The following is a 25,435-nucleotide window of genomic DNA, read 5'->3' as shown; positions in this document are numbered from 1 at the left end:
ACCCGCGCCCAGGAACTGGGCCCGGGTGGGTCGGGCTCGGCGCTGGACCGGCCGTCCGACGGGCCGCTGCTCCGCTAGGGTCCGGCGACATGAACCCCGTGACCGGACTCTCCCTGGGCCGCATCGCCATCGGCGCCGCCTCCCTCTACGACCCGACCATGGCCGCCAAGCAGCTGATGCTGGACCCGGCGACCAACCCGCAGGTGCCGTACCTGACCCGCCTGTTCGGCACCCGTGAGATCGCGATCGGGGTGGCCACCCTGCTGGCCAGCGGTCCCGCCCGGCGCAACCTGGTGCTGCTCGGGGTGCTCGTCGACGCCGCCGACGCGGCGACCGGCTACCTCGCGACCAAGGACGGCTCGACCCCGGTCAAGGCCGGCCAGGCCATGACGGCGGTCGCCTCGGGCGCCGTCGTCGCCGGTCTCCTCGGCCTGCGGACCCGGAAGCCCGCTGCCGTCTGAGGCACCGCTCCCCGCCGACCGCGCCGACCCTGCGACGACCCCGGCCCGAGCGGCCGGGGTCGTCCGCGTCCGGTCGACGTCCGGTCAGTCCGCTCAGACCGCGAACGAGACCAGCGCGACGACGCCCACGACGATGATCAGGGTGCGCAGCACGAGCGGGGGCAGCCGCCGGCCGACGGTCGCGCCGATCTGGCCGCCGATGACCGACCCGACACCGATCAGCGCCACGATCCGCCAGTCGACGTCGGCGACGATGATGAACAGCAGCCCGGCCACGCCGTTCACCGAGGCGGCGAGGATGTTCTTCACCGCGTTGATGCGCTGCAGGGACTCCTCGATACCGATGCCGAGCATCCCCATGAGGATCACGCCCTGGGCGGCGCCGAAGTACCCGCCGTACACGCCGGCGAGCGCGGTCCCCGGCCAGGTCCACCAGGGGTCGGGACGGGTGCCCGCGACCGGTCGTGCCTCCCGCCGCCGTGCGACGGCCCTCGAGATCCGCGGCTGGACGGCCACGAGCACGACGCCGAGCCCGATCAGCACCGGGACGATCGTCTCGAACGCCCCTTCGGGCAGGACGAGCAGCAGCACGGCGCCGACCAGCCCGCCGAGCACCGAGGCGGAGGCCAGCCGCAGGACGCGGGCCCGCTGACCGGCGAGCTCGCGGCGGTAGCCGATCGCCCCGGAGACCGAGCCCGGCACCAGCCCGATGTTGTTGGAGACGTTCGCGGTGACCGGCGGGACGCCGAACGCGAGCAGGGTCGGGAACGTGATCAGCGTCCCCGACCCGACGACGGTGTTGATGGCGCCAGCAGCGACCCCGGCCAGCAGGATCGCCGTCGACTCCAGCAGCACCTAGGAGACCGGCGGCGCCGTCGGGGGCGCCGGGGGCTCGGGCTGCGTCTCGGGCTGCGGGTCGGTGGGCGTGGCCGGAGGTACGTCGACGGGGTCGATCGAGGGGTCGCTCGACGTGGCGCGGGACCGCGGCTCCGCGGCGGACGCGGCCTCGCGGATCGCGGCCTGGACCGCCTCGTTGGCCTCGCTCAGCTCGTCGTCGCCACGGTTCGCGCCCTTGGGCAGCTGCGGCTCGGCCGGACCCATGTCGACGCGGGTGCGCGGCCCCTCGACCTCCTGCGGGATCCCCTGGAGCTGGCTCATCGTGGAGCCGAGCCCCTTGAGCGCCTCGTTGAACTCGCTCGGGACGATCCAGACCTTGTTGGCGTCGCCCTCGGCGATCTTCGGCATCATCTGGAGGTACTGGTAGGCCAGCAGCGACTGGTCCGGGCGGCCGTCGTGGATCGCCTGGAAGACCGTCTGGATGGCCTGGCCCTCACCCTGGGCCCGCAGGATCGCGGCCTCCCGGTCGGCCTGGGCGCGCAGGATCTGCGACTCGCGCTGTCCCTCGGCCTGGAGGATCGCGGACTGCTTCTGGCCCTCCGCGGTGAGGATCGCGGACTGGCGCTGCCCCTCGGCGGTGAGGATCGCCGCGCGCTTGTCACGGTCGGCGCGCATCTGCTTCTCCATCGTGTCCTTGATGGAGGGCGGCGGGTCGATGCTCTTGATCTCCACCCGGCCGACGCGGATGCCCCACTTGCCGGTGGCCTCGTCGAGCACGCCCCGCAGCCCGGAGTTGATCGTCTCGCGGCTGGTGAGCGTCTGCTCGAGGTCCATGCCACCGACGATGTTGCGCAGCGTCGTCATCGTGATCTGCTCGACGGCCTGGATGTAGTTGGCGATCTCGTAGGTCGCCGCCACCGGGTCGATGACCTGGAAGTAGATGACCGTGTCGATCTCGACGGTCAGGTTGTCCTCGGTGATGACCGACGAGGGCGGGAAGCTCACGACCTGCTCGCGCAGGTCGATCAGGTAGCGCACCTTGTCGATGAACGGGACGACGATGTTGAGGCCGGCGGGCAGCGTCTGCTTGTACTTGCCGAACCGCTCGACGATCCCGGCGCGGGCCTGCGGCACGATCCGCACGGTCTTGGCCAGCAGCGTGATCACGAAGACCAGCAGCAGCGCCAGGAGGATCAGGATGACTGGCATGGAGCTCCTCAGCTCTCGAGACGGTGGACGGGGTGGACGTACGCGGTCGCGCCGCGGATCTCGAGCACCTCGACCGCCTCGCCGGCGGCGATGGTCAGCGTGTCGTCGTACGGCAGCGCGGACCAGTCCTCCTCGGCGACGCGGACCCGGCCGGCGGCCAGCCCGCTGATCTCCTGCAGGACGACGCCCTGCTGGCCGACCAGGCGGCTGTGGCCGAGCCTGAGCTCCGGTCCGCTGTGGAGTCGCTTGACGATCGAGGGGCGCACCAGCGCGAGCATCGCGACCGACGTCGCCGCGGCGACGAGGATCTGGACGACGACCGGGGCGGCGAGCAGGCCGGCCACCATGCCGGCGATCGCGCCGACGGCCAGCATGAGCAGGATGAGGTCGAGGCTGAACAGCTCGGCGACACCCAGCGTGAAGCCGAGGCCGAGCCACACGGCCCAGGCGTTGTCTCCCAGCCAGTCCATGGCACCGACCCTAGCGGTAGGCCTTTGCCGTCGGGCGGTAGGTCTTTGCCGTCGACGCGGAGCCGCTCAGTGCGCGTGGGTACGACGCCGGGCGGCCCAGCGGTCGTCCTCCCGGGTGAGGACCAGCGGCATCCCGAAGGTCGCGGCGAGGTTCTCCTCGGTCAGCACCTGGTCGATGAGCCCGGCCGCGACCACGGCGCCCTCCCGCAGCAGCAGGGCGTGCCCGAAGCCGGGCGGGATCTCCTCGACGTGGTGGGAGACCAGGACGGTGGCCGGGGAGTCGGGGTCCATCGCCAGCACGCTGAGGGTCGAGACGAGGTCCTCGCGGCCGCCGAGGTCGAGGCCGGCCGCCGGCTCGTCGAGCAGCAGCAGCTCGGGATCGGTCATCAGGGCGCGCGCGATCTGCACCCGCTTGCGCTCGCCCTCGCTGAGGGTCCCGAACGTGCGGTCGGCGAGGTGGTCCGCCCGCACCTCGGCGAGCAGCTCGCGGGCGCGCTCGTGGTCGAGCTCGTCGTAGTCCTCGCGCCAGCGCCCGACCACGCCGTACGACGCGGACACGACGACGTCGTGCACCTTCTCGCCGCGCGGGACCCGCTCGGCGAGGGCGGCGCTGGTCAGGCCGATCCGCGGACGGAGCTCGAACACGTCGACGGTCCCGAGCACCTCCTCGAGGATGCCGGCGACCCCGGAGGTCGGGTGCAGCAGGGCGGCGGCGACCTGCAGCAGGGTGGTCTTGCCCGCGCCGTTCGGGCCGAGGACCACCCAGCGCTCGTCCTCCTCGACCGTCCAGGAGACGCTGTCGAGCAGGGTCGCCTCGCCGCGTCGGACCGTCACGTCGGCGAACTCGAGGACTGCGGCCATGGCGGCCACCCTAGCGAGTGGCCCGTCCGGCGCGGGGGCCGCCGTCGTACAGTCTCGGGCCGTGCACGACGACACCTCCGAGACGCTCCCGGCCGCCGCCCGGCTCGCCTGGTGGGGCACCGCCTGGCTGCGCGGCCAGGTGGTCACCGACCTGCTCGTGGACGCGGTCATCGGCGCCGACGCGACGCACACGGTGGCCGACCCCTTCCAGGGCACCGACACCCTGGTCGGCGGGCTGGCCCGGCTGCGCGCCGAGGGCGCGACGTCCTTCGGCGCGGCGTTCCCGGCCGAGGGCGACCCGGTGGGGCTCGGCGGCCCGGCGACGTTCAACGCCGCCGCGCTCGAGGAGGGGTCGGCGGTGGTCGTGGCCGGCGCCGACCTCGGGCTGGTCCCGCAGCGGACCGGCGCGGCCGTGGCGTGGGTGCTGCACCCGGCCGCCCGCCGCCAGCTGCCCGACGTCGGGGAGGCCGACCGGGCGCTGCGCTCGGCGCTGGTCGAGTCCGCGACCCTGCTGGCCGACCTCGACGTCGCACGGTGGAACCCCGAGGTGGCCGACCGGCTGATGAACCTGCGCCACCGACCGGCGCTGACCGCTCCGGACGGCGTGCCGCCCCGGTGCATCGACCTCGCGGCGCGGGCCCTGCAGGCGCTCGCGATCACCGAGGTCGCGCTCGAGGTCGACGGCGGCGCGGTCACGGCGTACGAGATGACCGCGCGCCGGGAGGCGCTGGTCCCGCTGGACCGCGCCGGCCGGCGGGCGCTCGTCGCCGCGTGCTCCCCCGAGGTGTGGCCGCCCGCCTGAACGCTCACGACCCCGACCAGACGCCGAGCTCGGTGCCGCCGGGGTCGGTGAAGTGGAAGCGGCGGCCCCCGGGGAAGGCGTACGGCGGCACCGTGACGGTCCCTCCCGCCGCCTGCACGGCGGCGACCGTCGCGTCCAGGTCCCGCGAGTGGAGGAGCACCAGGGGGCGCCCCTCGCGCGAGCCGCTGCCGGTCGCGTCGAGCCCGCCGACCTCGCCACGGCCGGAGGGCGCCAGGATGCCGACGTACGACGGCCCGTACCGCTGGAACCGCCAGCCGAACGCGTCGGCGTAGAACCGCTCCGCCACCGCCAGGTCGTCCACGGCCACCTCGACGTAGTCGATCCCGTGGTGCGGGTGCGGCGGACCGCCCCCGGCCGCCACACCGTCGGTCCACACCTCCACGAGCTCGGTGAGCCGGCCGGCGGGGTCGACGGTGCCGAACGACGCCACGTGGTACGTCGCGGTCCCGTCGTCCACCCGCGCCCGGAGCGCGGCGGCCGGGCCGGCGCCGACCACCTGCTCGCGCTGGAAGGTCCACGGGCCGGGGTAGTCGCGGTTGAACGCGACGTAGCCCTCCCGGTTGAGGACCTCTCCGGTGTGGAGCAGCCGAGCCACCAGCCCCGGGGACAGCAGGTCGGTGAGGCCGGCCCAGTCGCGGGCGGCGACGGCGTCGGAGTAGCGGGTCATCGTGGTCACGGCGTCCATGGGCCCACCATGGACGCGGGCGCCGACAGTGCTATCGGCAGCGATAGCCTCACCCGCGATGGACAGCACCCCGGAGACCTTGCTCATCACGCTGACCGGCAAGGACCGGCCGGGCGTGACCTCAGCGATCTTCTCGACCCTGGCCCGCACCGGGGTGGAGGTCGTCGACGTCGAGCAGATCGTGCTCCGCCGCCGGCTGATCCTCGGCGTGCTCGTCACCGTGCCCCGCAGCTGGGAGCGGTTGCGCGACGCGGTGACCGCGACCGCCGAGGAGCTCGGGATGAGCGTCGAGGTCGAGCGCGGCACCGGCGACAACCGCGCCCGTGCCGGCGGGCGGGCGCACGTCACCGTCCTCGGCACCCCCCTGCGCGCCACCGACATGGCGGTGGTCGCCGGCCGGATCGCCGACAGCGGCGCGAACATCGACCGCATCGAGCGGATGGCCCGCTACCCGGTCACCGCAATCGAGCTGCACGTCTCGGGCGCCTCGCCGGAGGCGCTGCGCACCGTGCTCGCCACCGAGGCCTCCGAGCGCGGCATCGACATCGCCGTCCAGCCCGCCAACCTCCTGCGCCGCGGCATGCGCCTGATCGTCATGGACGTCGACTCCACCCTCGTCCAGGGCGAGGTCATCGAGATGCTCGCCGCCCACGCCGGCTGCGAGGCCGAGGTCGCCGCGGTCACCGAGCGGGCGATGCGCGGGGAGGTCGACTTCGAGGAGTCGCTGCGTGCCCGCGTCGCGCTGCTCGAGGGCGTGCCCGCCACCGCGCTGGACTCGGTCTACGAGAACCTCCAGCTCGCCCCCGGCGCCCGCACGATGGTCCGCACCCTCAAGCGGCTCGGCTACCGCTTCGCGATCGTCTCGGGCGGGTTCTCCCAGGTCACCGACCGGCTCGCCGCCGACCTCGGCATCCACTACGCCCGCGCCAACGAGCTCGAGGTCGTCGACGGCCACCTCACCGGCCGCGTCGTCGGCGAGGTGGTGGACCGGGCCGGCAAGGCCCGGGCGCTCCGCGAGTTCGCCGCCGACATCGGCGTGCCCCTCGACGCCGTCATCGCCATCGGCGACGGCGCCAACGACCTCGACATGCTCAACGCCGCCGGCCTCGGCATCGCCTACAACGCCAAGCCGCTCGTCCGCGACGCCGCCGACACCGCCGTCAACGTGCCCTACCTCGACGCGATCCTCTACCTCCTCGGCATCTCCCGCGAGGAGATCGAGGACGCCGATGCCGCTGCCGGCATCGTCACGCCTGCGCCGCCGGTGTAGGGGGTGGTGCAACATCCCAGGTTTACTTGGGATGTTGATGCTCCCCTGCCTTTGCAACAGCCGCGGAGCGTGAGGATCGGCCGCGAGGTACGGCGGTCTCAGGCGGCAGCCGGGTAGAGCGCGCGGTGGATCTTCGCGGCCAGCCGGACGGGGTCCCGCAAGTCGGCCCAGGTGATCCGGATGCACCGCCAACCGGTGATCCGCCGTACGTCGTCCTCTCGCTGCTTCTCGCGCACGACCGCGTCGCTCGCACGCTCGCCCGGTCGCAGGTGCTCCTCGTACTTGGCCCGGCCGTCGAACTCCAGCCACACCCTGAGCTCCGGCCACGCGAAGTCCAGGCGGGCGATCACTCGACCGTTCGAGTCCTTGACCTCGTACTGGGACACCGGCCGGGGCAACCGTTGCTGGTAGATGGCCCAGAACGTCCGCGTCTCCCCCACCGACTCGATGCGCGGGTCGACGAGACGGAGGAGGATCTCCGCGGCACTCATCCCCGGCCAGGTCTGCACGGCGACGTACTGATCCCGCAGCTCGGCGACGGTCACCAGCCCCCGGTGCACGAGGTCGTTCATGACCACGAGGCTGGCCTCGGAGTGCCCGAGTGCAACCGTCTCGAGCGCCAGCCGAGCCGGTGTCATGACGGGGACGCCGTTGACGACGGTCAGGTCGCCAGGGTCGACGCGGCCGACGTGCTGCTGCACCCCAGGCGCGCGGCGCCCGCGGATGCCGTCGGTCCGCGTCACGTGGACGTCGTCGAGCGAGAAGCCCCACGTCGGCGCGTCCCACTCCGGCAACCCCGACACGTGTGACAGCGCGACCGGCGCCTTCGCTTGGCCCAGCACCGCACGACAGCGCAGCCCGTGGCGTCCGACCTCGTCGAGGCGGTGCCAGACCGCGGGTGTCACGAACGCGCCGTCCCGGATCCGGACGAGTGCGCCGGAGCGCACCAGGCGACCGATCGCCTGGTCGTTGAAGCCGTCGGCCAGGAGCTGTCGCCGCAGGATGACCGGTCCGTTGCGCGGGTCTCCCGGAGCACGGAGTGAGGGGGGTCCTTGCATGGGGCAGACCTGCCCGCTGCGTACCGAGCGCCCGCAACGGACAGCGCGACCTGTGGAGCAACGTTCACCACGCGGCGCATGTTGACGCTTCGCGGCGTTTGCAACGGCAGGGAGGCGTCAACATCCCAAGTTCACTTGGGATGTTGACGCTCCCCTGCCAACCTTCCCGCTACGCCCGCCCGACGAAGAACGCGACGACCGAGGCGGAGGCGTCGGCGAGGTCCTCCCAGTCGCCGTCGTAGGACAGGACCGTGGTGGCGGCGGTGGGGTAGCCCAGGGCGAGCTGGTTGCCGGCGTCGACGTCGCCCTCACCGTCGTCGAGCAGCTGCGCGAGCGAGGCGATCGTGGGGTTGTGGCCGATCACGACCAGCGTGCGGACGTCGTCGGGCACCGAGCGGACCAGGTCCAGGGCGCTCTCGGGGCCGGCGGCGTACAGGCTCTCGTCTAGGTCCGGCTCGAGGTCCCAGCCGGCAGCGTCGGCGATGTCGTCCCAGGTCTGGATGGTGCGGACGGCGGCCGAGACCAGCGCGTGGTCCGGCACGATGCCGCGCTCGGCGAGCCAGGCGCCGACGACGGCGGCGTCGGCGTGCCCGCTCTCGGCGAGACGCCGCTCGAAGTCCGTCGGGCCGTCGGCCTCCGCCTTCGCGTGCCGCACGACCACCAGGGTCCGGTTGTCCTCGTCCTCGCTCACCGGGTCAGTCTCCCAGGCTCAGGCGCCCATCGCGTGGAAGCCCCCGTCGACGTGGACGATCTCACCCGTCGTCGCGGGGAAGAAGTCAGAGAGCAGCGCGCACACCGCGCGGGCGGTGGGCTCCTGGTCGGTGTTGTCCCAGCCGAGCGGCGCGCGGGTGCCCCACATGTCCTCGAGGTCGGAGAAGCCGGGGATCGCCTTCGCCGCGAGCGTGCGCAGTGGCCCGGCGGAAACCAGGTTGCAGCGGATGCCCTCGGGGCCGAGGTCGCGGGCGAGGTAGCGCGAGGTCGACTCCAGGCCGGCCTTGGCCACGCCCATCCAGTCGTACGCCGGCCACGCGACGGTCGCGTCGAAGGTCAGCCCGACCACCGATCCCCCGGCACCCATCAGCGGCCGGCAGGCCAGCGCCAGCGACTTCAGGGAGTACGCCGACACCTGGACGGCCTGCGCGACGTCCTCCCACGGGCCGTCGAGGAACCGGCCGCCCAGCAGCGTCTCGGGGTTGCCGTACGCGATGGAGTGGACGACCCCGTCGAGGCCGTCGACGTGTTCGCGGACCAGGTCGGGCAGCCGCTCGAGGTGCTCGGCGTCGGTCACGTCCAGCTCGAGCACCGGCGGCTCCACGGGGAGCCGCTTGGCGATCCGCCGGGTGATGCCGAGCGCCCGGCCGAAGTTGGAGATGAGCACGGTCGCGCCCTGCTCCTGGGCGACCTTGGCGGTCGCGAAGCCGATCGAGCTGTCCATCGTCACGCCCGCGACGAGGATGCGCTTGCCCTCGAGGATCCCTGCCATGTCAGTGCCCCATCCCGAGGCCGCCGTCGACGGGGATCACGGCCCCGGTGACGTACCCCGCATCGTCGGAGGCCAGCCAGGTCACCGCGGAGGCGACCTCGGCCGGCACGGCGTAGCGCCCGAGCGGCACCTGCGCCTTGATCGTGTCGCGCTGCTCGTCGGTGAGCACCCCGGTCATGTCGGTCTCGACGAAGCCGGGTGCGACGACGTTGGTGGTGATCGAGCGCGAGCCCAGCTCGCGGGCCAGGGACCGCGCCATGCCGACCAGGCCGGCCTTGGAGGCGGCGTAGTTGACCTGGCCGGCGGAGCCGAGCATGCCGACCACCGAGGAGATCAGGATGATCCGACCGCGCCGCAGCCGCAGCATGCCCTTGGCCGCCCGCTTCGCGAGCCGGTAGGACCCGGTGAGGTTCGTGTCGATGACCGTGGACCAGTCGTCCTCGCTCATCCGCAGCAGCAGGGTGTCCTGCGTGATGCCGGCGTTGGCGACGAGCACCTCGACCGGGCCGTGGGCCGCCTCGACCTCGGCGAACGCCGCGTCTACGGCGGCCGGGTCCGTGACGTCGCAGCGGACGTCGAGCGCGCCCTCGGGTGCGCCGCCGCTGCGCGTGGTCACCGCGACGCGGTCGCCCTGGGCCAGGAACGCCTCGGCGATCGCGCGGCCGATGCCGCGGTTGCCGCCGGTGACGAGCACGGAGCGGCCGGTCGGGGACCCGCTGGCGGGGTCTGTCTCACTCACGTCGAAGGACGCTAGTGATTACCCCGGGGTACGCCTAAAAGGGTCCCTGCCGGCAGCTCGCGGACGAGCCGTGGCTCAGTCGTCCTCGAGGCGGAAGCCGACCTTGATGCCCACCTGGAAGTGCTCGACCGTCCCGTCCTTGACCTGGCCGCGGACCTGGGTGACCTCGAACCAGTCGAGGTGGCGCAGCGTGCGGGCCGCCCGCTCCACCCCGTTGCGGATGGCCTCGTCGATGCCGTCGGGCGAGGTGCCGACGATCTCGGTGACGCGGTACGTGCGGTTCGTCATGGGGGGCCTTCCGGTCGACGCGTGGGATGCGAACTGTAGCGACGTACGCTGGTGACCATGGCCCGCGACCAGCGCAGGGACCGCGACGACGCGGTCCGCATCACCACGGCGGCCTCCAGCCGGAACGCCGACATCGCCGCTCGGCAGAAGCGCTACCTGCTCTCCATGAGCATCCGGTCGATCTGCTTCGTCGGCGCAGTCGTCACCGCGCTGGCCGGCTGGCAGTGGGTCTGGCCGTTCCTGATCGCCGGGGCGATCATCCTGCCCTACGTCGCGGTGGTCCTCGCCAACGTCCAGGCGACGCGCAAGGAGGGGTTCGGTCTCCAGGACGCGGCGTACGGCGCGCCGCAGCTCGGCGCGGGCGGCCCCCGCGAGCCGGAGGTCGGCACCGCCACGCGATGATCGGGGCGTGATGGACCCCGACACGTGCTCGGCCAAGGGCTGCCAGGCCCCCGCGACGTGGCAGCTGCAGTGGAACAACCCCAAGCTGCACACGCCGGAACGCCGCAAGGTGTGGCTGGCCTGCGAGGAGCACCGGGGCTCGCTCTCGGACTTCCTGGCCGCCCGGGGGTTCCTCAAGGACGTCGTGCCGCACGACCCGGCCGAGGAGCGACCGGACGGGGAGAAACCCGGCTGATCAGCCGCCGATGGCCGACATCGGCCGGTCGGGCTGGAGGAACGCCGGGTCGTCGATGCCGTGGCCGGCGCGCTTGCCGCGCATCGCGACCACCCAGCGCTCGGCGATGTCCTCGTCGGGGACACCGGCCCGCAGTGCCGCGCGCAGGTCGGACTCCTCGCGGGCGAACAGGCAGTTGCGGACCTGGCCGTCGGCGGTGAGCCGCACCCGGTCGCAGTCGCCGCAGAAGGGCCGCGTGACCGAGGCGATCACGCCCACGGTGCCGGGACCGCCGTCGACGCGGAACAGCTCCGCGGGCGCGCTCCCCCGAGGCTCGACCGCCGGGGTGAGCACGAAGTCACGCGCGAGCCGCTCGAAGATCTCCTCGGCGGTCACCATCCCGGTCCGCGACCAGCCGTGCTGGGCGTCGAGCGGCATCTGCTCGATGAAGCGCAGCTCGTAGCCGCGCTCCAGGCACCAGGCCAGCAGCTCGCCGGCCTGGTCGTCGTTGGTGCCGCGCAGCAGGACGGCGTTGACCTTGACCGGCCCGAGCCCCGCCGCCTGGGCGGCCTCGAGGCCGGCGACCACGTCGTGCAGCCGGTCGCGGCGCGTGATCGAGTGGAAGGTCTCGGCCCGCACCGTGTCGAGGCTGACGTTGACCCGGTCGAGGCCGGCCGCGGCCAGCTTGTCCGCGGTCCGAGCCAGGCCGAGCGCGTTCGTCGTGATCGACAGCTCGAGGTCGGGGCCGAGGGCGCGGGTCCGCTCGACGATGCCGACCAGCCCCCGCCGCACCAGCGGCTCGCCGCCGGTGAACCGGACCTCGCGGATGCCGAGGTGGTGCACGCCGATGCCGATGAGCCGGACGACCTCGTCGTCGGAGAGGACCGAGTCGTCGGGCAGCCAGTCCAGCCCCTCGGCCGGCATGCAGTAGTTGCACCGCAGGTTGCACCGGTCGGTGAGCGAGACGCGCAGGTCCGTGGCCACGCGGCCGTACCGGTCCTCGAGGGGTCTCGTCGTCACCCCCGCAGTCTAGGCGCCGCACCCTGGGAGTCGAGGATCACGGCGCCCGGGCGTGGGCGGGGACCCTCGCCCGGATAACCTCGAGGCGTGCGTCGGTTCCGGGTCCTGCTGAGTCGTCGGTGGGCCCTCTTCGCCGTGGCGATCGTCGTGGTCGCCTGGGCCACCTGGTGGCTGGGCAACTGGCAGTTCGACCGCCTCGACCAGCGCAAGGAGACCAACCGCGTCGTCGAGCGCAACGAGAACCTCGAGCCGGCTCCGGTCGCCGAGGTCCTCTCCCCCGGCGGCGACGTCGAAGACGGCGAGGAGTGGCGGGTGGTCACCGCCACCGGTGAGTACGCCGTCGAGGACACCGTCATCGTCCGGTACCGCACCCGCGACGGCCAGTCCGGCATCGAGGTGGTCGTCCCGCTGGTCACCGCCGACGGCACTGCCGTCGTCGTCGACCGGGGCTGGATGCCCTCCGACAACCGCGGGGGCGACGCCACCGACGTCCCCGAGCCGCCGTCCGGCGAGGTGACCATCACCGGCTACGTCCGCGCCGACGGCACCGGCGACAGCACCCGGGTCGTCGACAACAGCACCCGCGCCGTCTCCAGCGAGGAGGTCGGCGAGGCGATCGGCCGCCCGACGTACGGCGGGTTCGTCGACCTCCGCTCCGAGGACCCGGCGCCGGCCGAGGCCCTGACGCCCCGCGACCTCCCCGAGCAGGACAACGGGCCGCACTTCTTCTACGGCCTGCAGTGGTGGTTCTTCGGGGTGCTGGCCATCTTCGGCTTCCTCTACCTCGCCTACGACGAGCTCAAGCGCGGGCCGCACGGCGAGCGCAGCGGTCGGCGCGAGCCCCGGCCGCCGCGGCCGAAGGCCGATCCGCGCACCGGCAAGCGGCCGCCTCGCCCGCCGCGGCCCGGCGCCACGAGCCGTGCCGGCGCTCAGAGCGCGCGCAGTGCCCCGCCGTCGACCGGCAGCACCACGCCGGACACGAACGAGGCCGCCGGGGACAGCAGGAACGCCGCGGCCCGGCCGAACTCCTCCGGGCGTCCGTAGCGGCGCAGCGGGATCGACTCCTCGGCCTGCGCTCGTACGGCGGCCGGGTCGCCCGACAGCGCGTCGAGCTCGGCCACCCGGTCGGTCGCCACCCGTCCGGGCAGCAGCGCGTTGACGCGTACGCCGCGTGGCCCGACCTCGTCGGCCAGGGTCTTGGCGACCATCGCCAGCCCGGGCCGCAGGCCGTTGGAGATGGCCATGTCGGGCAGCGGCGACCGCACGCTCGAGGAGAGCACCAGCGCGAGGGAACCGCCGTCGGGCAGCGCCGCGGCGACCGTGCGCGAGATCCGGACCGCCCCGAGGAAGACCGACTCGAAGGCAGCTGACCACTGCTCGTCGGTCACCGTCAGCACCGGTCCCTTCGGCGGGCCGCCGACGCTGACCAGCGCGCCGTCGAGGCGGCCGAACGTCTCCTGCGCGGCCGCCAGGAGCCGGCCGGGCGTGGTGGGGTCGGCGTTGTCGGCGGCGACCGTCGTGACGCGGTCGGCTCCCAGCTCGGCCCGGGCTGCGGCCAGCGAGTCCTCCGAGCGGCCCGAGAGCACCACGCGGGCGCCCTCGGCCACGAGGACGTCCGCGGTGGCCCGCCCGAGGCCGCGGGCGCCGCCGGTCACCACGTAGACGCGTCCGTCGAGCGAGAGGTCCATCAGGCCGGCACGTCCTCGAAGAACTGGGTGCGGTGCAGCTCGGCGTAGAGCCCGCCCTGGGCGAGCAGCTGGGCGTGCGTGCCGGACTGGGCGATCCGCCCGTCCTCGAGCACCAGGATCAGGTCGGCGTCACGGACGGTCGAGAGCCGGTGCGCGATCACCAGGGAGGTGCGGCCGGCCAGCGCGGCGTCGAGGGCGCGCTGCACGGCGGCCTCCGAGCCGGAGTCGAGGTGGGCCGTGGCCTCGTCGAGCACCACGATCGAGGGCGCCTTGAGCAGGAGCCGCGCGATGGCCAGGCGCTGGCGCTCCCCGCCGGAGAGGCGGTAGCCGCGGTCCCCCACGACGGTGTCGAGCCCGTCGGGCAGCGCCCGCACCAGGCCGGCGACCTGCGCGGCCTCGAGCGCCTGCCACATCTGCTCCTCGGTCGCGCCGGGGCGGGCGTAGACGAGGTTGGCGCGGATCGTGTCGTGGAACATGTGGGCGTCCTGGGTGACGTACCCGACCACGTCCTCGAGGGACTGCAGCGTGACGTCGCGGACGTCGTGGCCGCCGACGCGGACCGCGCCCTCGTCGACGTCGTAGAGGCGGGCCACCAGGTGGGTGACCGTGGTCTTGCCGGCGCCCGACGGCCCGACCAGGGCGATCATCTGGCCGGCGTCGGCGACGAAGGAGATGTCGTGCAGCACCTCGGTGTGCTCGCGGGACTCGGTCCGGGCGACGGTCTCGAGCGAGGCGAGGGAGACGTCGTCGGCCCGCGGGTAGGTGAAGGACACGTGGTCGAACTCGAGCCGCGAGGCGGTCGGCGGCAGCGCCACCGCGCCGTGCTTCTCCCGGACCAGCGAGGGCAGGTCGAGCACCTCGAAGACCCGCTCGAAGCTGACCAGGGCGGTCATCACGTCGATCCGGACGTTGGAGAGGCCCTGCAGCGGACCGAGCAGCCGCAGCAGCAGGGTCGCCAGCGCGAGCAGGGTGCCCACGGTCAGCGTGCCGTCGATCGCGAGGTGCCCGCCGACGCCGTACACCAGGGCCGTGGCGAGGGCCGGGACGAGCATCATCGAGGCGCCGAAGATCCGGGTGATCAGCGAGATCCGGACGCCGAGGTCGCGGACGTTCGCGGCCTTGGTCGCGAACAGCGCGTCCTCCTCGCCGCGGCGGCCGAACAGCTTGAGCAGCATCGCGCCGCCGACGTTGAAGCGCTCGGTCATGACGTTGCCGAGGTCGGCGTTGCCGTCCATCTGGCGGCGGGTGAGGCCGGCGAGCTTGGAGCTGACGAAGCGGGAGATCCCGAAGAGGACGGGGAACATCGCCAGGCACAGCAGGGTCACCTGCCAGCTCAGCGCGAACATCGCGATGCCGACGACCAGCACCGCGATGGTGTTCGACACCGTGCTGGAGAGCGTGGAGGTGAAGGCGCGCTGGGCACCGATGACGTCGTTGTTGAGCCTGGAGACCAGTGCGCCGGTCTGGGTGCGGGTGAAGAAGGCCAGCGACTGGCGCTGGACGTGGCCGAAGACCTGGGTGCGGAGGTCGTAGATCAGCCCCTCGCCGATCCGCGAGGAGAGCCACCCGCCGATGACCGCCAGCACGGCGTTGACGACGGCGACGCCGGCCATCGCCAGAGCGATCAGCGTGACCAGCCCGCCGTCGCCCGCGAGGATGCCGTCGTCGACCACGCGCTGCACCAGCAGCGGCGTGACGACGACCATGGCGGCGTCGACCACGGTCAGCAGGAGGAAGACGGTGATGGTCCGGCGGTGGGGGCGGGCGAAGCCCAGCACGCGCCGCATCGTCTCCCGGCTGATCCGGTTGTCGACCACGCTGCGGTCGGCCCTGAGGTTGCGCCACGCGGCGCCTGCGCCGTACATCCCCGACATCGACTGCTCCTTCACCGGCCTCCCGCCAGGGAGGCCATCTCACGGAACCGGCGCACCTGCGCCTCCCGCTCGAGCCGCCGCTGCGTCTCGAGGTCCCGCTGGTCCGCTCCCTGGAGGAGCGACTTGATCTCGGTGACCGCACCCGGGAGGTGGGTCACGAGGGCCTGGACCAGGTCCGCCACCGTCGAGTCCAGCTGCTCGGACGGCACGGCGGCGAGCGCCAGACCGATCCGCACGGCCTCGTCGGCGCCGACCATCCGCGCGGTCGCGCAGATCTCCAGGGCCCTCGCGTAGCCAACGCTGTCGACCAGCGGCTTTGTTCCCGTCAGGTCCGGGACGAGCCCGAGCGCGGCCTCCTTCATCGACAGCTGGGCGTCGGTCGAGACCACCCGGAGGTCGCACGCGAGCGCCAGCTGGAAGCCGGCGCCGATCGCGTAGCCGTGGACGGCTGCGACGGAGACGAAGCGCGGGTCGCGCAGGAAGGTGAAGCCGCGCTGGTACTCGTCGATGGTCGCGGCCAGGTCCCCGTCGGACAGCGCCACCAGGCCGGCGACCGACTCCTCCTCGCCCCCGACGGACGACGGGTCGAGCAACCGCCGGTCGAGACCGGCCGAGAAGGCGGGACCGTTGCCCCGCACGACCACGACGCGTACGTCGCCGGGCAGCCCGGCCCCGAGGTCGGCCAGCGCGCGCCACATCGCCGGCGTCTGGGCGTTGCGCACGTCGGGCCGGTCGAGGGTGATCGTCGCGACCGGCCCGGTCAGGTCCAGCTGGAGACCGGCCGCGGCGAGGGTCTCCGGGGAGGGCGTCGTCATGGCGGCGAGCCTAGGGCGGCCCGCCGACGTACCCGTGCCCGGCCGGGGCGGCCGCCGACGTCAGGCCAGCGAGACCAGGTCGGCGTACCCCTCGTTCCACAGGTCCTCGTCGCCGTCGGGCAGCAGCAGCACCCGGTCCGGCTCGAGGGCCCGCACGGCGCCCTCGTCGTGGGTGACCAGCACGATCGCGCCCTCGTAGGAGCGGATCGCGGCCAGCACCTCCTCGCGGGAGGCGGGGTCGAGGTTGTTGGTGGGCTCGTCGAGCAGCAGCACGTTCGCGCTGGAGACGACCAGCGAGGCGAGCGCGAGGCGGGTCTTCTCGCCACCGGAGAGCACCTTGGCCGGCTTGTGGGCGTCCTCGCCGGAGAAGAGGAACGACCCGAGCACCGAGCGGGCCTCGGTGTCGGTCAGCTGGGGCGCCGCGGACTGCATGTTCTCCAGCACCGTCCGGTCGGTGTCGAGCGTCTCGTGCTCCTGGGCGTAGTAGCCGACCTTGAGCCCGTGGCCGGGCACGACGTCGCCGGTGTCGGCCCGGTCCACGCCGGCGAGGATGCGCAGCATCGTGGTCTTGCCCGCGCCGTTGAGGCCCAGGATGACCACCCGCGAGCCCTTGTCGATCGCGAGGTCGACGTCGGTGAAGACCTCGAGCGAGCCGTAGGACTTCGACAGCCCCTCCGCGGTGAGCGGCGTCTTGCCGCAGGCGGCGGGCTTGGGGAAGGCGATCCGGGCGACCTTCTCGGCCTGCCGCTCGCCCTCCAGCCCCGACACGAGCTTCTCGGCGCGCTTGAGCATCGACTGGGCGGCCGAGGCCTTGCTGGCCTTGGCCCGCATCCTGTTGGCCTGGTCGGTCAGCGTCTTGGCCTTGGACTCGGCGTTGGCGCGCTCGCGCTTGCGGCGGCGCTCGTCGGTCTCGCGCTGGCTGAGGTAGTCCTTCCAGCCCATGTTGTAGACGTCGATGACGCCGCGGTTGGCGTCGAGGTGCAGGACCTTGTTGACGGTCTCCTCGAGCAGCCCGTTGTCGTGGCTGATCACGATGAACCCGCCGCGGTGGGCCTTGAGGAAGTCGCGCAGCCAGATGATCGAGTCGGCGTCGAGGTGGTTGGTCGGCTCGTCGAGGATGAGGATCTCAGCGCCGGAGAAGAGGATCCGCGCGAGCTCGACGCGCCGGCGCTGGCCACCGGAGAGGGTCTTGAGCGGCTGGGCCAGGATCCGGTCCTCGATGCCCAGGCTGTGCGCGATGACGGCGGCCTCGGACTCCGCGGCGTACCCACCACCGGCGTGCAGCTCGGCGTCGGCGCGCTCGTAGCGGCGCATCGCCTTGTCACGGACCGCCGGGTCGTCGCTGCCCATGCCGGCCTCGGCCTCGCGCAGCCGGCGGACGACGTCGTCGAGCCCGCGCGCGGACAGGATCCGGTCGCGCGCCAGCACCTCGGGGTCGCCCGTGCGGGGGTCCTGCGGCAGGTAACCGACCTCGCTGCTGGTCGTCACCGTCCCGCTCGCGGGCTGGCCCTCGCCGGCCAGGATCTTGGTCAGCGTCGTCTTGCCGGCACCGTTGCGCCCGACCAGACCGATCTTGTCGCCGGGCGCGACCCGGAAGCTGACGTTCTCCATGAGCAGTCGCGCGCCCGCTCGGACTTCCAGCTGGGTGGCGGTGATCATGAGGACACCCACTGTAGATGTGGGTACGGACCAGCCACGAACTGGTTCGCACGTGTGAGGAGTCACCATGCGCTTCAACCCCAAGGCACGCCTGGACACCGGTCGCGTCCGCGACCGCGGTCGAGGCGGTGGCGGCGGCTTCGGCCGCGGCGGCGGCATGGGCGGCGGGTCGATGGGCGGCGCCCGGATGCCCATCCCGGGCGGGATGCGCGCCGGCGGCGGCATCGGCGGCGTCATCGTCGTCGTGCTCTTCCTCGTGCTGACCCAGTGCGTCGGCGGCGGGGTGCCCGGCCTCGGCGGAGGGTCCTCCTCGGCGTACGACACCAGCCGGTTCGCCGACAGCGACCGGTACGAGAACTGCGAGACCGGCGAGGACGCCAACAACGACGTCGACTGCGCCCGCGTGGCGGTCGAGAACTCGCTCGACGACTTCTGGTCCGACGAGCTCGGCGCGCGGTTCGAGCCGGTCGCCGAGCTGGCGACCTTCTCGGGCTCCACGCAGACCGGCTGCGGCGGCGCGACGTCCGAGGTGGGGCCCTTCTACTGCCCGGCGGACTCCTCGATCTACCTCGACACGACGTTCTTCGACACCGTGCTCGAGCGGCAGCTCGGGGGCCCCGAGGGCGGGTTCGTCGAGCCGTACGTGCTGGCCCACGAGTACGGCCACCACATCCAGAACCTGCTCGGGGCCATGGGCAAGGTCCGGACCCAGCAGGGACCCACCAGCGACGCCGTGCGGCTGGAGCTCCAGGCCGACTGCTACGCCGGCATGTGGGCTCGCGCGGCGATGACGACCGAGGACGCGGACGGGCAGGTGCTGATCAGCGACCTCACGCAGCAGGACGTGGAGGAGGCCGTCGCGGCGGCCGAGGCCGTCGGCGACGACCGGATCCAGGAGAAGACCCAGGGCCAGGTCACCGAGGAGTCGTGGACCCACGGCTCGGCGGCGATGCGCGTGCGGTGGTTCCGGACCGGCTTCGACTCCGGCTCGCTCGAGTCCTGCGACACTTTCGCCGCGCAGCGGCTGTGACGCCACCGGGCGCGCCGCTCAGCCGGCGAGCAGCGCCTCGATGTGGGTGGCCTGGCGCTGGAGCGCCCGCAGGTGCGGGGCGACGGCGGGGTGGCGGAACTTGCCGGCCAGGGCACCCTCGCCGCCGGCGACCCGCGCCAACGCCCACTCCGCGCGGTTGAGCGCGGTGAGCACCGCCGTCACGCGCGCTCCGCGGCGCACCTGCTCGGCGGTCGCGAGCCCGGGCGGGAGCCCGAGGAGGTAGGCCTCGACGAGCGGGTCGAGCTCCTCGCGGGCCTGGAGGGCGTAGAAGCCCAGGTCGGAGCCGACGGGGCCGTGGCCCAGGGTCCCCCAGTCCACCGCCACCACGTCGTCGCCGGCGCGTCCCGGGAGGTTCGCGGGCGTCGGGTCGCCGTGCTGGGCGACCTGCGGCAGGGCGTCGAGCTCGGCGAGCAGCACCGACCGGCGCCCCCACAGGTGCTCGGCGACGTCGGCGACGGTGGTGCGGGCGAGCGTCCGCCAGCCTCCGCCGCGCTCGACCCGGGCCATCCGGTGGCGCAGCTGGTCGGTGGCGAGCGCGGGCCCGGACAGGCGGGCACCGGCGAAGCCGCCCAGGCAGCGCGCCACGAAGAGGCCGCTGTTGGCCGCGTCCTCGACCCACGCCTGGGTCAGGGTGATCCCGTCGGCGTCCTCCTCGAGCGCGGCCTGCGGGTCGGACCGCAGCCCAGGCGTGTCGACGACGAGGCCGCCGGCCAGCACGTCCGCCGCCCGGCGCCAGTACGCCGGGTGGTGGGGGTCGGAGAGCTCGCGCGGGTCCCCGCCGGTGGGCCGGGCGAGCCGCTTCACGACCACCGGCTGGTCGCCGAGGACCGTCCGCCACACGCCGACGGTCGACGTACCGGTGCCGCCGGGCATCGCCAGCCACCCCGGCTCGGGCTGCCACATGCCGTCGACGCTAGCCAGCGGTGCGGCGTGCGTCACGCAGGCGCGCTGTTGACCACCTCGACCTGCACCGAGCAGGCGTCGCGCACCGCCTGCTCGAGCACGGCGCGACGCGGGTCGGGCACGGCGAGCCAGGGGCCGACCACGTGGAGCCCGTCGAGCGGCGGGCCCGCCAGGACCTCCTCGACCGCGGACCGGTCCCCACCGGTCACGAGCGGACCCCGCAGACCGGCGAGCACGCGCGCCGCGTGCCCGGCCGCGGCCTCGTACGCCGCGCGGGCCTGGTTGTCCCGGCGCCGGGCGAACCGCTGCTGGCTCTGCCCGCCCGCCTTGGTGCGGCCCTGCACGTGCCGCTGCCCCACCTTGGAGTCGCCGATCGCCGTGCGGGAGAGCCGGGCGACGGCGAAGCCGCCCTTGCGGACGAGCAGCAGCCCCCAGTCGGCGGGCGCCGTGACGGCCTCCACGAAGGCGCTCGCCTCCGCCTGGCCGGCGTACGCCTCGTCGAACGGCAGCCGGGCAGCGAAGGTCGAGCCGTCCTCGGCGGTGCCGGCGAGGGCTCCACCGTCGGCGCTCAGCGCGGTCGGGCCGTGGCGCTCCTCAAAGTTCGTCGCCCACCGGACCCAGCGCTCCGCCGGGACCAGGACCGCCCGGGCGGTGCCGCTCACCGCTTCGGCGGCTTGGGGTGCAGCACGCGGAACCGCTCTAGCACGACGGGCATGTCCGGGCGGAAGCCCCGGCCGTGCGGGTCGACCTCGCGGAAGAAGGTCTCGTGCCGGTGCCGCCAGGTCGCGAGCGTGCGGTCCCCCTCGCCCTCGGCGTGGGCGTGCTCGGCGTCCACGCGGTCGAAGGCGACCACGGCCACCTCGGTGGTGGCGACGAGCGCGCGCGGGTGGCCGGCGCCGTCGAGCACGATGCCGAGCGTGCCCGGCTCGGGGAGCGGCACGCCCTCGGCCGCGTAGTCCTCCGCGGCGCTGGCGGTCGCGGTCTTCACGCCGTCGACGACGAGCCCGGCGAGCTCGTCCGCCTGCTCCTGCGTGGCCCCGAAGGACCACGCAGGCGGCGGGAGGGACACCAGGCCCGAGGGCCCGAAGTACGCCGGCAGCCGCTCCAGCCTGGCCTGGCGGCGGGCGAGCACCCAGAAGTTCTCGACCTCGGGCGAGCTCGCGGGCTGGCTCACCGGTCGCTCAGACGTTGAACCCGAGGGCACGCAGCTGCTCGCGGCCGTCCTCGGTGATCTTGTCGGGACCCCACGGCGGCATCCAGACCCAGTTGATCGCGACGTCGTTGACCAGGCCCTCGAGCGCGGCGTTGGTCTGGTCCTGGATGACGTCGGTCAGCGGGCAGGCCGCCGAGGTCAGCGTCATGTCGAGGACGACGTTGGAGCCCTCGTCGACGTGGACGTCGTAGACCAGGCCGAGGTCGACGACGTTGATCCCCAGCTCGGGGTCGACGACGTCCTTCATCGCCTCGGTCACGTCGTCCACGGAGACTGTGGACGACGCCGACCCGGTGGGGGCGGCACCGGTGGCCTCGGGGACCTCCGGCAGGTCGGAGTGGTCGAGCTCGGTCATCGGGTCTCCTCCAGGGAACGGGCCGTGGCGTCCTTCCAGGCCATCCACGACAGCAGTGCGCACTTGACGCGCGCGGGGAACTTCGCGACACCGGCGAAGGCGATGCCGTCCTCCAGCACGTCCTCGTCGGGCTCCACGGTGCCCTTGCCCTGCATCAGGGTCAGGAACTCCTCGTGGACCGACATGGCCTCCTCCACCGGCTTGCCGATGACGAGGTCGGTCAACACCGACGCGGACGCCTGGGAGATCGAGCAGCCGACGGCGTCGTACGACACGTCGGCGACCTTGCCCTCCGCGAGGTGGACGCGCAGGGTCACCTCGTCGCCGCAGGTCGGGTTCACGTGGTGGACCTCGGCCTCGTAGGGGTCGCGCAGGCCCGCGTGGTGCGGGTTCTTGTAGTGGTCCAGGATGATCTCCTGGTAGAGCGAGTCGAGCTCGGCGTTCACGTTCAGCCCACCTTGAAGTACGCGCGGGTGTGCTCGAGGCCCTCGACGAGGGCGTCGATCTCCGCGGGGGTCGTGTAGAGGTACGACGACATGCGGGTCGAGCTCTGCACCCCGAACCGCGCGTGCGCCGGCTTCGCGCAGTGGTGGCCGGCCCGGACGGCGACGCCGCGCGAGTCGAGCACCTGGGCGATGTCGTGGGGGTGCACGCCGTCCATCTCGAAGGCGACCGCTCCGCCGCGCCGGGTGGCGTCGGTGGGACCTAGCACCCGCAGGCCGGGGATGGTCGCCAGGCCGTCGAGCGCGTAGGCGGTGATCGCCTGCTCGTGGCGGTGGATGTTCTCCATGCCGACCGCCGAGAGGTACTCCAGCGCGGCGCCGAGGCCGACGGCCTCGACGATCGGCGGGGTCCCGGCCTCGAACTTGTGCGGGATGCCTGCGTACGTCGACCGCTCCATGCGGACCGTCTCGATCATCTCGCCGCCACCGAGGAACGGCGGGAGCTGCTCGAGCAGTGACCGCTTGCCCCAGAGCACGCCGATGCCGGTCGGTCCGACGACCTTGTGGCCGGTGAAGACCAGGACGTCGGCGTCGACCGCCGTCACGTCGACGGGCAGCTGCGGCGCGGCCTGCGAGGCGTCGACCACGACGATCGCGCCGACCTCGTGGGCGCGACGCGCGATCTCGGCCACCGGGTTGATCGTGCCGAGCATGTTCGAGACCCAGGTCAGCGAGACGACCTTGGTCCGCTCGGTGATCAGGGAGTCGATGTCGGAGAGGTCCAGCTCGCCGGACTCGGTCAGGCCGAACCAGCGCAGCGTGGCGCCCTTGCGCTCGGTGAGCAGCTGCCAGGGGACGATGTTGGAGTGGTGCTCCATCTCGGTGATGACGACCTCGTCGCCCGCACCGACCGCCAGGTCGCCGGTCGCCCAGGCCAGCGTGTTCGCGACCAGGTTGAGCGCCTCGGAGGCGTTCTTGGTGAAGATCACCTCGTCGCGGCTCGGGGCGCCGATGAAGCGCGCGACGACGTCGCGCGCGCTCTCGAACGCCTCGGAGGACTCCGCCCCGAGCTGGTGCATGGCGCGGGCGACGTTCGCGTTGTGCCGCTCGAGGTGGTCGACCATCGCGTCGATCACGCACTGCGGCTTCTGCGAGGTGTTCGCGCTGTCGAGGTACACCAGCGGCATCCCGCCCGCGAGCGTGCGCTCGAGGATCGGGAAGTCCTTGCGGATGACCTCCAGCTCGGGGAGGAGTCCAGGCAGCACGATCAGACCGCCGCAGCCTTGAGGTACTTGTCGTAGCCCTCGGCCTCGAGCTCGTCGGCGAGCTCGGAGCCGCCCGAGGCGGCGACCTTGCCGGCGACGAAGACGTGGACGAAGTCGGGCTTGATGTAGCGCAGGATGCGCGTGTAGTGCGTGATCAGCAGGACGCCCTTGCCCTCCTGCTCGCGGAAGCGGTTGACGCCCGCGGAGACGACCTTCAGTGCGTCGATGTCGAGGCCGGAGTCGGTCTCGTCGAGGATCGCGACCTTCGGGTCGAGCAGCTCGAGCTGGGCGATCTCGTGGCGCTTCTTCTCGCCGCCGGAGAAGCCCTCGTTGACCGAGCGGGTGCCGAAGGTCGGGTCGAGGTTGAGGCGCTCGAGGGCGCCGTTGACGTCCTTGACCCAGGTGCGCAGCTTCGGGGCCTCGCCGTCGATCGCGGTCTTCGCGGTGCGCAGGAAGTTCGAGACCGACACGCCGGGGACCTCGACGGGGTACTGCATGGCCAGGAAGAGGCCGGCGCGGGCGCGCTCGTCGACCGACATGGCCAGCACGTCCTCGCCGTCGAGGGTGACGGTGCCGCCGGTGATCGTGTACTTCGGGTGGCCGGCGATCGAGTAGGCCAGGGTCGACTTGCCCGACCCGTTGGGGCCCATGATCGCGTGGGTCTCGCCCGACGCGATGGTCAGCGTGACGCCCTTGAGGATCTCCTTGGGACCGTCCTCGGTGTCCACGGACACCTGCAGGTCCTTGATGACGAGCTCGCTCATGAGGGGGTGACTCCGTTCAGGGTGGTGGTGGTGTCGACGTAGACGTCTCCCCCGCGGACCTCCACGGGGAAGGTCGCGACGGGTTCGGTGGCCGGGAGGCCGGTGGGCTTGCCGGTCCGCAGGTCGAAGCGGGAGCCGTGCAGCCAGCACTCGACGGTGCAGTCCGCGACCTCGCCCTCGCTGAGCGAGACCGAGGCGTGCGAGCAGAGGTCCTGCAGCGCGTAGACCTCGTCGCCGTCGCGGGCGACGGCCACGTCGTGGGCGCCGACGGTGACGGCGAGCGCCTCGTCGGTGGGTACGTCGCTCAGCGCGCAGGCCCGCTCGAAGGTCACGAGGCCCCCACCGGCGGCAGGCCGTCGAGGACGTTCTTGGCCAGCTCGGCCTCGACCGTGGCGGCCAGCTGCTCCTCGAGCGAGGGGATGCCGACCTTGCGGATCAGGTCGTTGAAGAAGCCGTGCAGCACCAGGCGGCGCGCCTCGGCGTCGGAGACGCCGCGCGAGCGCAGGTAGAACAGCTGCTCGTCGTCGAACCGGGCGGTCGCCGACGCGTGGCCCGCGCCCTCGATCTCGCCGGTCTCGATCTCGAGGTTAGGCACCGAGTCGGCCTGGCAGCCGTCGGTGAGCACGAGGTTGCGGTTCTCCTCGTAGGTCTCGATCCCCTCGGCGACCTTGCGGATCAGCACGTTGCCGATCCAGACCGTGCGCGCGCCCTGGCCCTGCAGCGCGCCCTTGTAGACGACGTTGGACTTGGTCCGCGGCTGGTTGTGGTCGGCGAAGAGCCGGTGCTCGAGGTGCTGCCCGGCGTCGGCGAAGTACAGGCCGAGCAGCTCGGCCTCGCCGCCCGGACCGTCGTACTCGACGTTGGCGTGCATCCGGACGACGTCGCCGCCGAAGCTCACCGAGGTGTGCTTGACGCTGGCGTCGCGGCCGACCCGGATGGCGTCGCGGCCGAGGTGGACCGCGTCGTCGTCCCAGTCCTGCAGCGAGACCATGTTGAGCTCGGCGCCGTCGCCGACGACGACGGTCGTGGTCGCGGCGTACCGGGCCGAGCCGGTGTGCCGCAGGACGATCGTCGCCTTGGAGAACCGGCCCAGGCGGACCACGACGTGGCCCCACACGAGGTCCTCGGCGCCCTCGCCGGTCAGCGTGACGACGACCGGCTCGGTCGCCTCCAGCTCGGCCGGCACGTCGAGCAGCAGCGCACCGCCCGCGTTGGCGACGGCCAGTGCAGAGGGCCGGTCGTTGGGCGCGAGCTCACCGAGCTCACGCGCCTGCTCGGCGGTGATCTCGGTGAGGGTCACGCCCTCGGGCAGGGAGACCTCGCGGCGCAGGCGCGCGTCGGACGCCTCGCCGTCGAGGATCCCCCGCAGCCGCTTGAGCGGGGTGAACCGCCAGACCTCCTCGCGCCCGGTCGGGACCGGGTGGTCGGCGAGGTCGTACGACGGCGGCGGGTTCAGGTGGGACTCCACCCGGTCCTGCTCCAGGGCGCTCGCGACGCTGTCGCGGGCGGTGTCAGTCACGGTCACTACGTCTGTCTTTCTGGGTCGGCGGGAGGGACGGTGGCCGGCGTCAGCCGACCGCGCCCT

At 73.0% G+C, this 25,435-nt stretch carries 31 protein-coding genes; 7 read left to right on the top strand and 24 right to left on the bottom strand.

From position 1 onward, the window contains the following. Positions 1-89: 89 nt before the first annotated feature. A complete protein-coding gene (locus AB0N29_RS06300; RefSeq protein ID WP_364865004.1) occupies positions 90-461 on the top strand; it encodes a hypothetical protein in 372 nt (123 codons plus the stop codon). A 93-nt stretch (positions 462-554) separates the two neighbouring features. Here the strand turns inward: AB0N29_RS06300 and AB0N29_RS06295 are convergent, their stop codons facing one another. The 4 genes from AB0N29_RS06295 to AB0N29_RS06280 form a co-directional block, all read right to left on the bottom strand. Beyond that, positions 555-1,316 carry a sulfite exporter TauE/SafE family protein gene (locus AB0N29_RS06295; protein ID WP_302271307.1) on the bottom strand — a complete coding sequence of 254 codons (762 nt, stop codon included), beginning with the start codon at positions 1,314-1,316 and terminating at the stop codon, positions 555-557. After that, positions 1,317-2,507 (bottom strand): SPFH domain-containing protein, encoded by a 1,191-nt coding sequence (locus tag AB0N29_RS06290; RefSeq protein ID WP_364865002.1) that lies wholly within the window; start codon positions 2,505-2,507, stop codon positions 1,317-1,319. 8 nt (positions 2,508-2,515) lie between these two features. Next, positions 2,516-2,977, bottom strand: a complete 462-nt coding sequence (locus AB0N29_RS06285) for an NfeD family protein (protein WP_302271305.1) — start codon at positions 2,975-2,977, stop codon at positions 2,516-2,518. 66 nt (positions 2,978-3,043) lie between these two features. Next, a complete protein-coding gene (locus AB0N29_RS06280; protein WP_364864999.1) occupies positions 3,044-3,838 on the bottom strand; it encodes an ABC transporter ATP-binding protein in 795 nt (264 codons plus the stop codon). 61 nt (positions 3,839-3,899) lie between these two features. Between AB0N29_RS06280 and AB0N29_RS06275 the strand changes: the two genes are divergently transcribed. After that, positions 3,900-4,640, top strand: coding sequence for a hypothetical protein (locus tag AB0N29_RS06275; RefSeq protein ID WP_364864997.1), 741 nt, complete (start codon positions 3,900-3,902; stop codon positions 4,638-4,640). A gap of 4 nt (positions 4,641-4,644) precedes the next feature. Here the strand turns inward: AB0N29_RS06275 and AB0N29_RS06270 are convergent, their stop codons facing one another. Next, positions 4,645-5,346, bottom strand: a complete 702-nt coding sequence (locus AB0N29_RS06270; protein WP_364864995.1) for a VOC family protein — start codon at positions 5,344-5,346, stop codon at positions 4,645-4,647. 58 nt (positions 5,347-5,404) lie between these two features. On the opposite strand from AB0N29_RS06270, the gene serB reads away from it, so the two are divergent. Beyond that, complete coding sequence (serB, locus tag AB0N29_RS06265; protein WP_302271300.1) at positions 5,405-6,616, top strand: phosphoserine phosphatase SerB; 1,212 nt, start codon at positions 5,405-5,407, stop codon at positions 6,614-6,616. A gap of 98 nt (positions 6,617-6,714) precedes the next feature. Here serB and AB0N29_RS06260 read toward each other — a convergent pair whose 3' ends face one another. The 5 genes from AB0N29_RS06260 to AB0N29_RS06240 form a co-directional block, all read right to left on the bottom strand. Next, positions 6,715-7,674 (bottom strand): hypothetical protein, encoded by a 960-nt coding sequence (locus tag AB0N29_RS06260; RefSeq protein WP_364864992.1) that lies wholly within the window; start codon positions 7,672-7,674, stop codon positions 6,715-6,717. Positions 7,675-7,843: 169 nt separating this feature from the next. Then, positions 7,844-8,365, bottom strand: a complete 522-nt coding sequence (locus AB0N29_RS06255; RefSeq protein WP_302271298.1) for a histidine phosphatase family protein — start codon at positions 8,363-8,365, stop codon at positions 7,844-7,846. An 18-nt stretch (positions 8,366-8,383) separates the two neighbouring features. After that, positions 8,384-9,157, bottom strand: a complete 774-nt coding sequence (gene fabI / locus AB0N29_RS06250) for an enoyl-ACP reductase FabI (protein ID WP_302271297.1) — start codon at positions 9,155-9,157, stop codon at positions 8,384-8,386. A gap of 1 nt (position 9,158) precedes the next feature. After that, positions 9,159-9,896 carry a beta-ketoacyl-ACP reductase gene (locus AB0N29_RS06245; protein WP_302271294.1) on the bottom strand — a complete coding sequence of 246 codons (738 nt, stop codon included), beginning with the start codon at positions 9,894-9,896 and terminating at the stop codon, positions 9,159-9,161. A gap of 75 nt (positions 9,897-9,971) precedes the next feature. Further along, positions 9,972-10,184 (bottom strand): dodecin, encoded by a 213-nt coding sequence (locus AB0N29_RS06240; protein ID WP_154611692.1) that lies wholly within the window; start codon positions 10,182-10,184, stop codon positions 9,972-9,974. A gap of 57 nt (positions 10,185-10,241) precedes the next feature. Between AB0N29_RS06240 and AB0N29_RS06235 the strand changes: the two genes are divergently transcribed. After that, the gene (locus AB0N29_RS06235; RefSeq protein WP_364864988.1) at positions 10,242-10,586 is read left to right on the top strand and encodes a DUF3099 domain-containing protein; all 345 of its coding nucleotides are present in this window, start codon (positions 10,242-10,244) and stop codon (positions 10,584-10,586) included. A 10-nt stretch (positions 10,587-10,596) separates the two neighbouring features. Continuing rightward, positions 10,597-10,821 (top strand): acetone carboxylase, encoded by a 225-nt coding sequence (locus AB0N29_RS06230; RefSeq protein WP_364865451.1) that lies wholly within the window; start codon positions 10,597-10,599, stop codon positions 10,819-10,821. Here the strand turns inward: AB0N29_RS06230 and moaA are convergent, their stop codons facing one another. Beyond that, entirely contained in the window at positions 10,822-11,820 is a 999-nt protein-coding gene (moaA, locus tag AB0N29_RS06225; RefSeq protein WP_364864986.1) for a GTP 3',8-cyclase MoaA, read from the bottom strand. It lies immediately after the preceding gene. Between the two features lie 87 nt (positions 11,821-11,907). Between moaA and AB0N29_RS06220 the strand changes: the two genes are divergently transcribed. Continuing rightward, positions 11,908-12,864, top strand: coding sequence for an SURF1 family protein (locus tag AB0N29_RS06220; protein ID WP_364864984.1), 957 nt, complete (start codon positions 11,908-11,910; stop codon positions 12,862-12,864). On the opposite strand, the gene AB0N29_RS06215 is transcribed toward AB0N29_RS06220, so the two are convergent. Genes AB0N29_RS06215 through AB0N29_RS06200 form a run of 4 tightly spaced genes read right to left on the bottom strand, consistent with a single transcriptional unit; the run spans position 12,750 to position 17,856 of the window. Continuing rightward, positions 12,750-13,508 carry an SDR family oxidoreductase gene (locus AB0N29_RS06215; protein WP_364864982.1) on the bottom strand — a complete coding sequence of 253 codons (759 nt, stop codon included), beginning with the start codon at positions 13,506-13,508 and terminating at the stop codon, positions 12,750-12,752. The two genes, AB0N29_RS06220 and AB0N29_RS06215, sit on opposite strands and share 115 nt — an antisense overlap. Then, positions 13,508-15,382, bottom strand: coding sequence for an ABC transporter ATP-binding protein (locus AB0N29_RS06210; RefSeq protein ID WP_364865449.1), 1,875 nt, complete (start codon positions 15,380-15,382; stop codon positions 13,508-13,510). Before AB0N29_RS06210 ends, AB0N29_RS06215 begins: the two co-directional genes overlap by 1 nt. Positions 15,383-15,393: 11 nt before the next feature. Next, a complete protein-coding gene (locus AB0N29_RS06205; protein ID WP_302271281.1) occupies positions 15,394-16,197 on the bottom strand; it encodes an enoyl-CoA hydratase/isomerase family protein in 804 nt (267 codons plus the stop codon). A 60-nt stretch (positions 16,198-16,257) separates the two neighbouring features. After that, positions 16,258-17,856, bottom strand: a complete 1,599-nt coding sequence (locus AB0N29_RS06200; RefSeq protein WP_302271279.1) for an ABC-F family ATP-binding cassette domain-containing protein — start codon at positions 17,854-17,856, stop codon at positions 16,258-16,260. A gap of 67 nt (positions 17,857-17,923) precedes the next feature. Here AB0N29_RS06200 and AB0N29_RS06195 point away from each other — a divergent pair, with 67 nt between their 5' ends. After that, positions 17,924-18,886, top strand: a complete 963-nt coding sequence (locus tag AB0N29_RS06195; protein ID WP_302271276.1) for a neutral zinc metallopeptidase — start codon at positions 17,924-17,926, stop codon at positions 18,884-18,886. An 18-nt stretch (positions 18,887-18,904) separates the two neighbouring features. Here AB0N29_RS06195 and AB0N29_RS06190 read toward each other — a convergent pair whose 3' ends face one another. Genes AB0N29_RS06190 through sufD form a run of 9 tightly spaced genes read right to left on the bottom strand, consistent with a single transcriptional unit; the run spans position 18,905 to position 25,375 of the window. Then, positions 18,905-19,810 carry a phosphotransferase gene (locus AB0N29_RS06190; RefSeq protein ID WP_364864978.1) on the bottom strand — a complete coding sequence of 302 codons (906 nt, stop codon included), beginning with the start codon at positions 19,808-19,810 and terminating at the stop codon, positions 18,905-18,907. Positions 19,811-19,842: 32 nt separating this feature from the next. After that, positions 19,843-20,472 carry an acVLRF1 family peptidyl-tRNA hydrolase gene (locus tag AB0N29_RS06185; protein ID WP_302271271.1) on the bottom strand — a complete coding sequence of 210 codons (630 nt, stop codon included), beginning with the start codon at positions 20,470-20,472 and terminating at the stop codon, positions 19,843-19,845. Then, positions 20,469-20,984, bottom strand: a complete 516-nt coding sequence (locus tag AB0N29_RS06180; protein WP_364864974.1) for an ASCH domain-containing protein — start codon at positions 20,982-20,984, stop codon at positions 20,469-20,471. The genes AB0N29_RS06185 and AB0N29_RS06180 overlap by 4 nt, the downstream gene beginning before the upstream one ends. A gap of 7 nt (positions 20,985-20,991) precedes the next feature. Next, a complete protein-coding gene (locus AB0N29_RS06175; RefSeq protein WP_302271267.1) occupies positions 20,992-21,378 on the bottom strand; it encodes a metal-sulfur cluster assembly factor in 387 nt (128 codons plus the stop codon). Continuing rightward, a complete protein-coding gene (sufU, locus tag AB0N29_RS06170; protein ID WP_302271265.1) occupies positions 21,375-21,824 on the bottom strand; it encodes a Fe-S cluster assembly sulfur transfer protein SufU in 450 nt (149 codons plus the stop codon). Before sufU ends, AB0N29_RS06175 begins: the two co-directional genes overlap by 4 nt. 2 nt (positions 21,825-21,826) lie before the next feature. Next, complete coding sequence (locus AB0N29_RS06165; RefSeq protein WP_364865447.1) at positions 21,827-23,083, bottom strand: cysteine desulfurase; 1,257 nt, start codon at positions 23,081-23,083, stop codon at positions 21,827-21,829. Between the two features lie 5 nt (positions 23,084-23,088). Beyond that, on the bottom strand, positions 23,089-23,850 hold the full coding sequence (gene sufC, locus AB0N29_RS06160) for a Fe-S cluster assembly ATPase SufC (RefSeq protein WP_300953876.1): 762 nt from the start codon (positions 23,848-23,850) through the stop codon (positions 23,089-23,091). After that, positions 23,847-24,182, bottom strand: a complete 336-nt coding sequence (locus tag AB0N29_RS06155; RefSeq protein ID WP_364864969.1) for a non-heme iron oxygenase ferredoxin subunit — start codon at positions 24,180-24,182, stop codon at positions 23,847-23,849. Before AB0N29_RS06155 ends, sufC begins: the two co-directional genes overlap by 4 nt. Then, positions 24,179-25,375, bottom strand: a complete 1,197-nt coding sequence (gene sufD, locus AB0N29_RS06150) for a Fe-S cluster assembly protein SufD (protein WP_302271258.1) — start codon at positions 25,373-25,375, stop codon at positions 24,179-24,181. Before sufD ends, AB0N29_RS06155 begins: the two co-directional genes overlap by 4 nt. Positions 25,376-25,435: the final 60 nt, after the last annotated feature.

The sequence above is a fragment of the Nocardioides sp. NPDC092400 genome (genome assembly GCF_040684155.1).
Taxonomy (GTDB): Bacteria; Actinomycetota; Actinomycetes; order Propionibacteriales; family Nocardioidaceae; genus Nocardioides.
This window is presented reverse-complemented; position numbering and strand designations above follow the sequence as displayed.

Bases quoted from the DNA above. Each gene is read 5' to 3' on its own strand.
- AB0N29_RS06300 (WP_364865004.1), top strand. From the start codon at position 90: ATGAACCCCGTGACCGGACTCTCCCTGGGCCGCATCGCCATCGGCGCC.
- AB0N29_RS06290 (WP_364865002.1), bottom strand. From the start codon at position 2,507: ATGCCAGTCATCCTGATCCTCCTGGCGCTGCTGCTGGTCTTCGTGATC.
- AB0N29_RS06285 (WP_302271305.1), bottom strand. From the start codon at position 2,977: ATGGACTGGCTGGGAGACAACGCCTGGGCCGTGTGGCTCGGCCTCGGC.
- AB0N29_RS06280 (WP_364864999.1), bottom strand. From the start codon at position 3,838: ATGGCCGCAGTCCTCGAGTTCGCCGACGTGACGGTCCGACGCGGCGAG.
- AB0N29_RS06270 (WP_364864995.1), bottom strand. From the start codon at position 5,346: ATGGACGCCGTGACCACGATGACCCGCTACTCCGACGCCGTCGCCGCC.
- serB (WP_302271300.1), top strand. From the start codon at position 5,405: ATGGACAGCACCCCGGAGACCTTGCTCATCACGCTGACCGGCAAGGAC.
- AB0N29_RS06260 (WP_364864992.1), bottom strand. From the start codon at position 7,674: ATGCAAGGACCCCCCTCACTCCGTGCTCCGGGAGACCCGCGCAACGGA.
- fabI (WP_302271297.1), bottom strand. From the start codon at position 9,157: ATGGCAGGGATCCTCGAGGGCAAGCGCATCCTCGTCGCGGGCGTGACG.
- AB0N29_RS06240 (WP_154611692.1), bottom strand. From the start codon at position 10,184: ATGACGAACCGCACGTACCGCGTCACCGAGATCGTCGGCACCTCGCCC.
- AB0N29_RS06235 (WP_364864988.1), top strand. From the start codon at position 10,242: ATGGCCCGCGACCAGCGCAGGGACCGCGACGACGCGGTCCGCATCACC.
- AB0N29_RS06230 (WP_364865451.1), top strand. From the start codon at position 10,597: ATGGACCCCGACACGTGCTCGGCCAAGGGCTGCCAGGCCCCCGCGACG.
- AB0N29_RS06215 (WP_364864982.1), bottom strand. From the start codon at position 13,508: ATGGACCTCTCGCTCGACGGACGCGTCTACGTGGTGACCGGCGGCGCC.
- AB0N29_RS06210 (WP_364865449.1), bottom strand. From the start codon at position 15,382: ATGTCGGGGATGTACGGCGCAGGCGCCGCGTGGCGCAACCTCAGGGCC.
- AB0N29_RS06205 (WP_302271281.1), bottom strand. From the start codon at position 16,197: ATGACGACGCCCTCCCCGGAGACCCTCGCCGCGGCCGGTCTCCAGCTG.
- AB0N29_RS06200 (WP_302271279.1), bottom strand. From the start codon at position 17,856: ATGATCACCGCCACCCAGCTGGAAGTCCGAGCGGGCGCGCGACTGCTC.
- AB0N29_RS06195 (WP_302271276.1), top strand. From the start codon at position 17,924: ATGCGCTTCAACCCCAAGGCACGCCTGGACACCGGTCGCGTCCGCGAC.
- AB0N29_RS06190 (WP_364864978.1), bottom strand. From the start codon at position 19,810: ATGTGGCAGCCCGAGCCGGGGTGGCTGGCGATGCCCGGCGGCACCGGT.
- AB0N29_RS06175 (WP_302271267.1), bottom strand. From the start codon at position 21,378: ATGACCGAGCTCGACCACTCCGACCTGCCGGAGGTCCCCGAGGCCACC.
- sufC (WP_300953876.1), bottom strand. From the start codon at position 23,850: ATGAGCGAGCTCGTCATCAAGGACCTGCAGGTGTCCGTGGACACCGAG.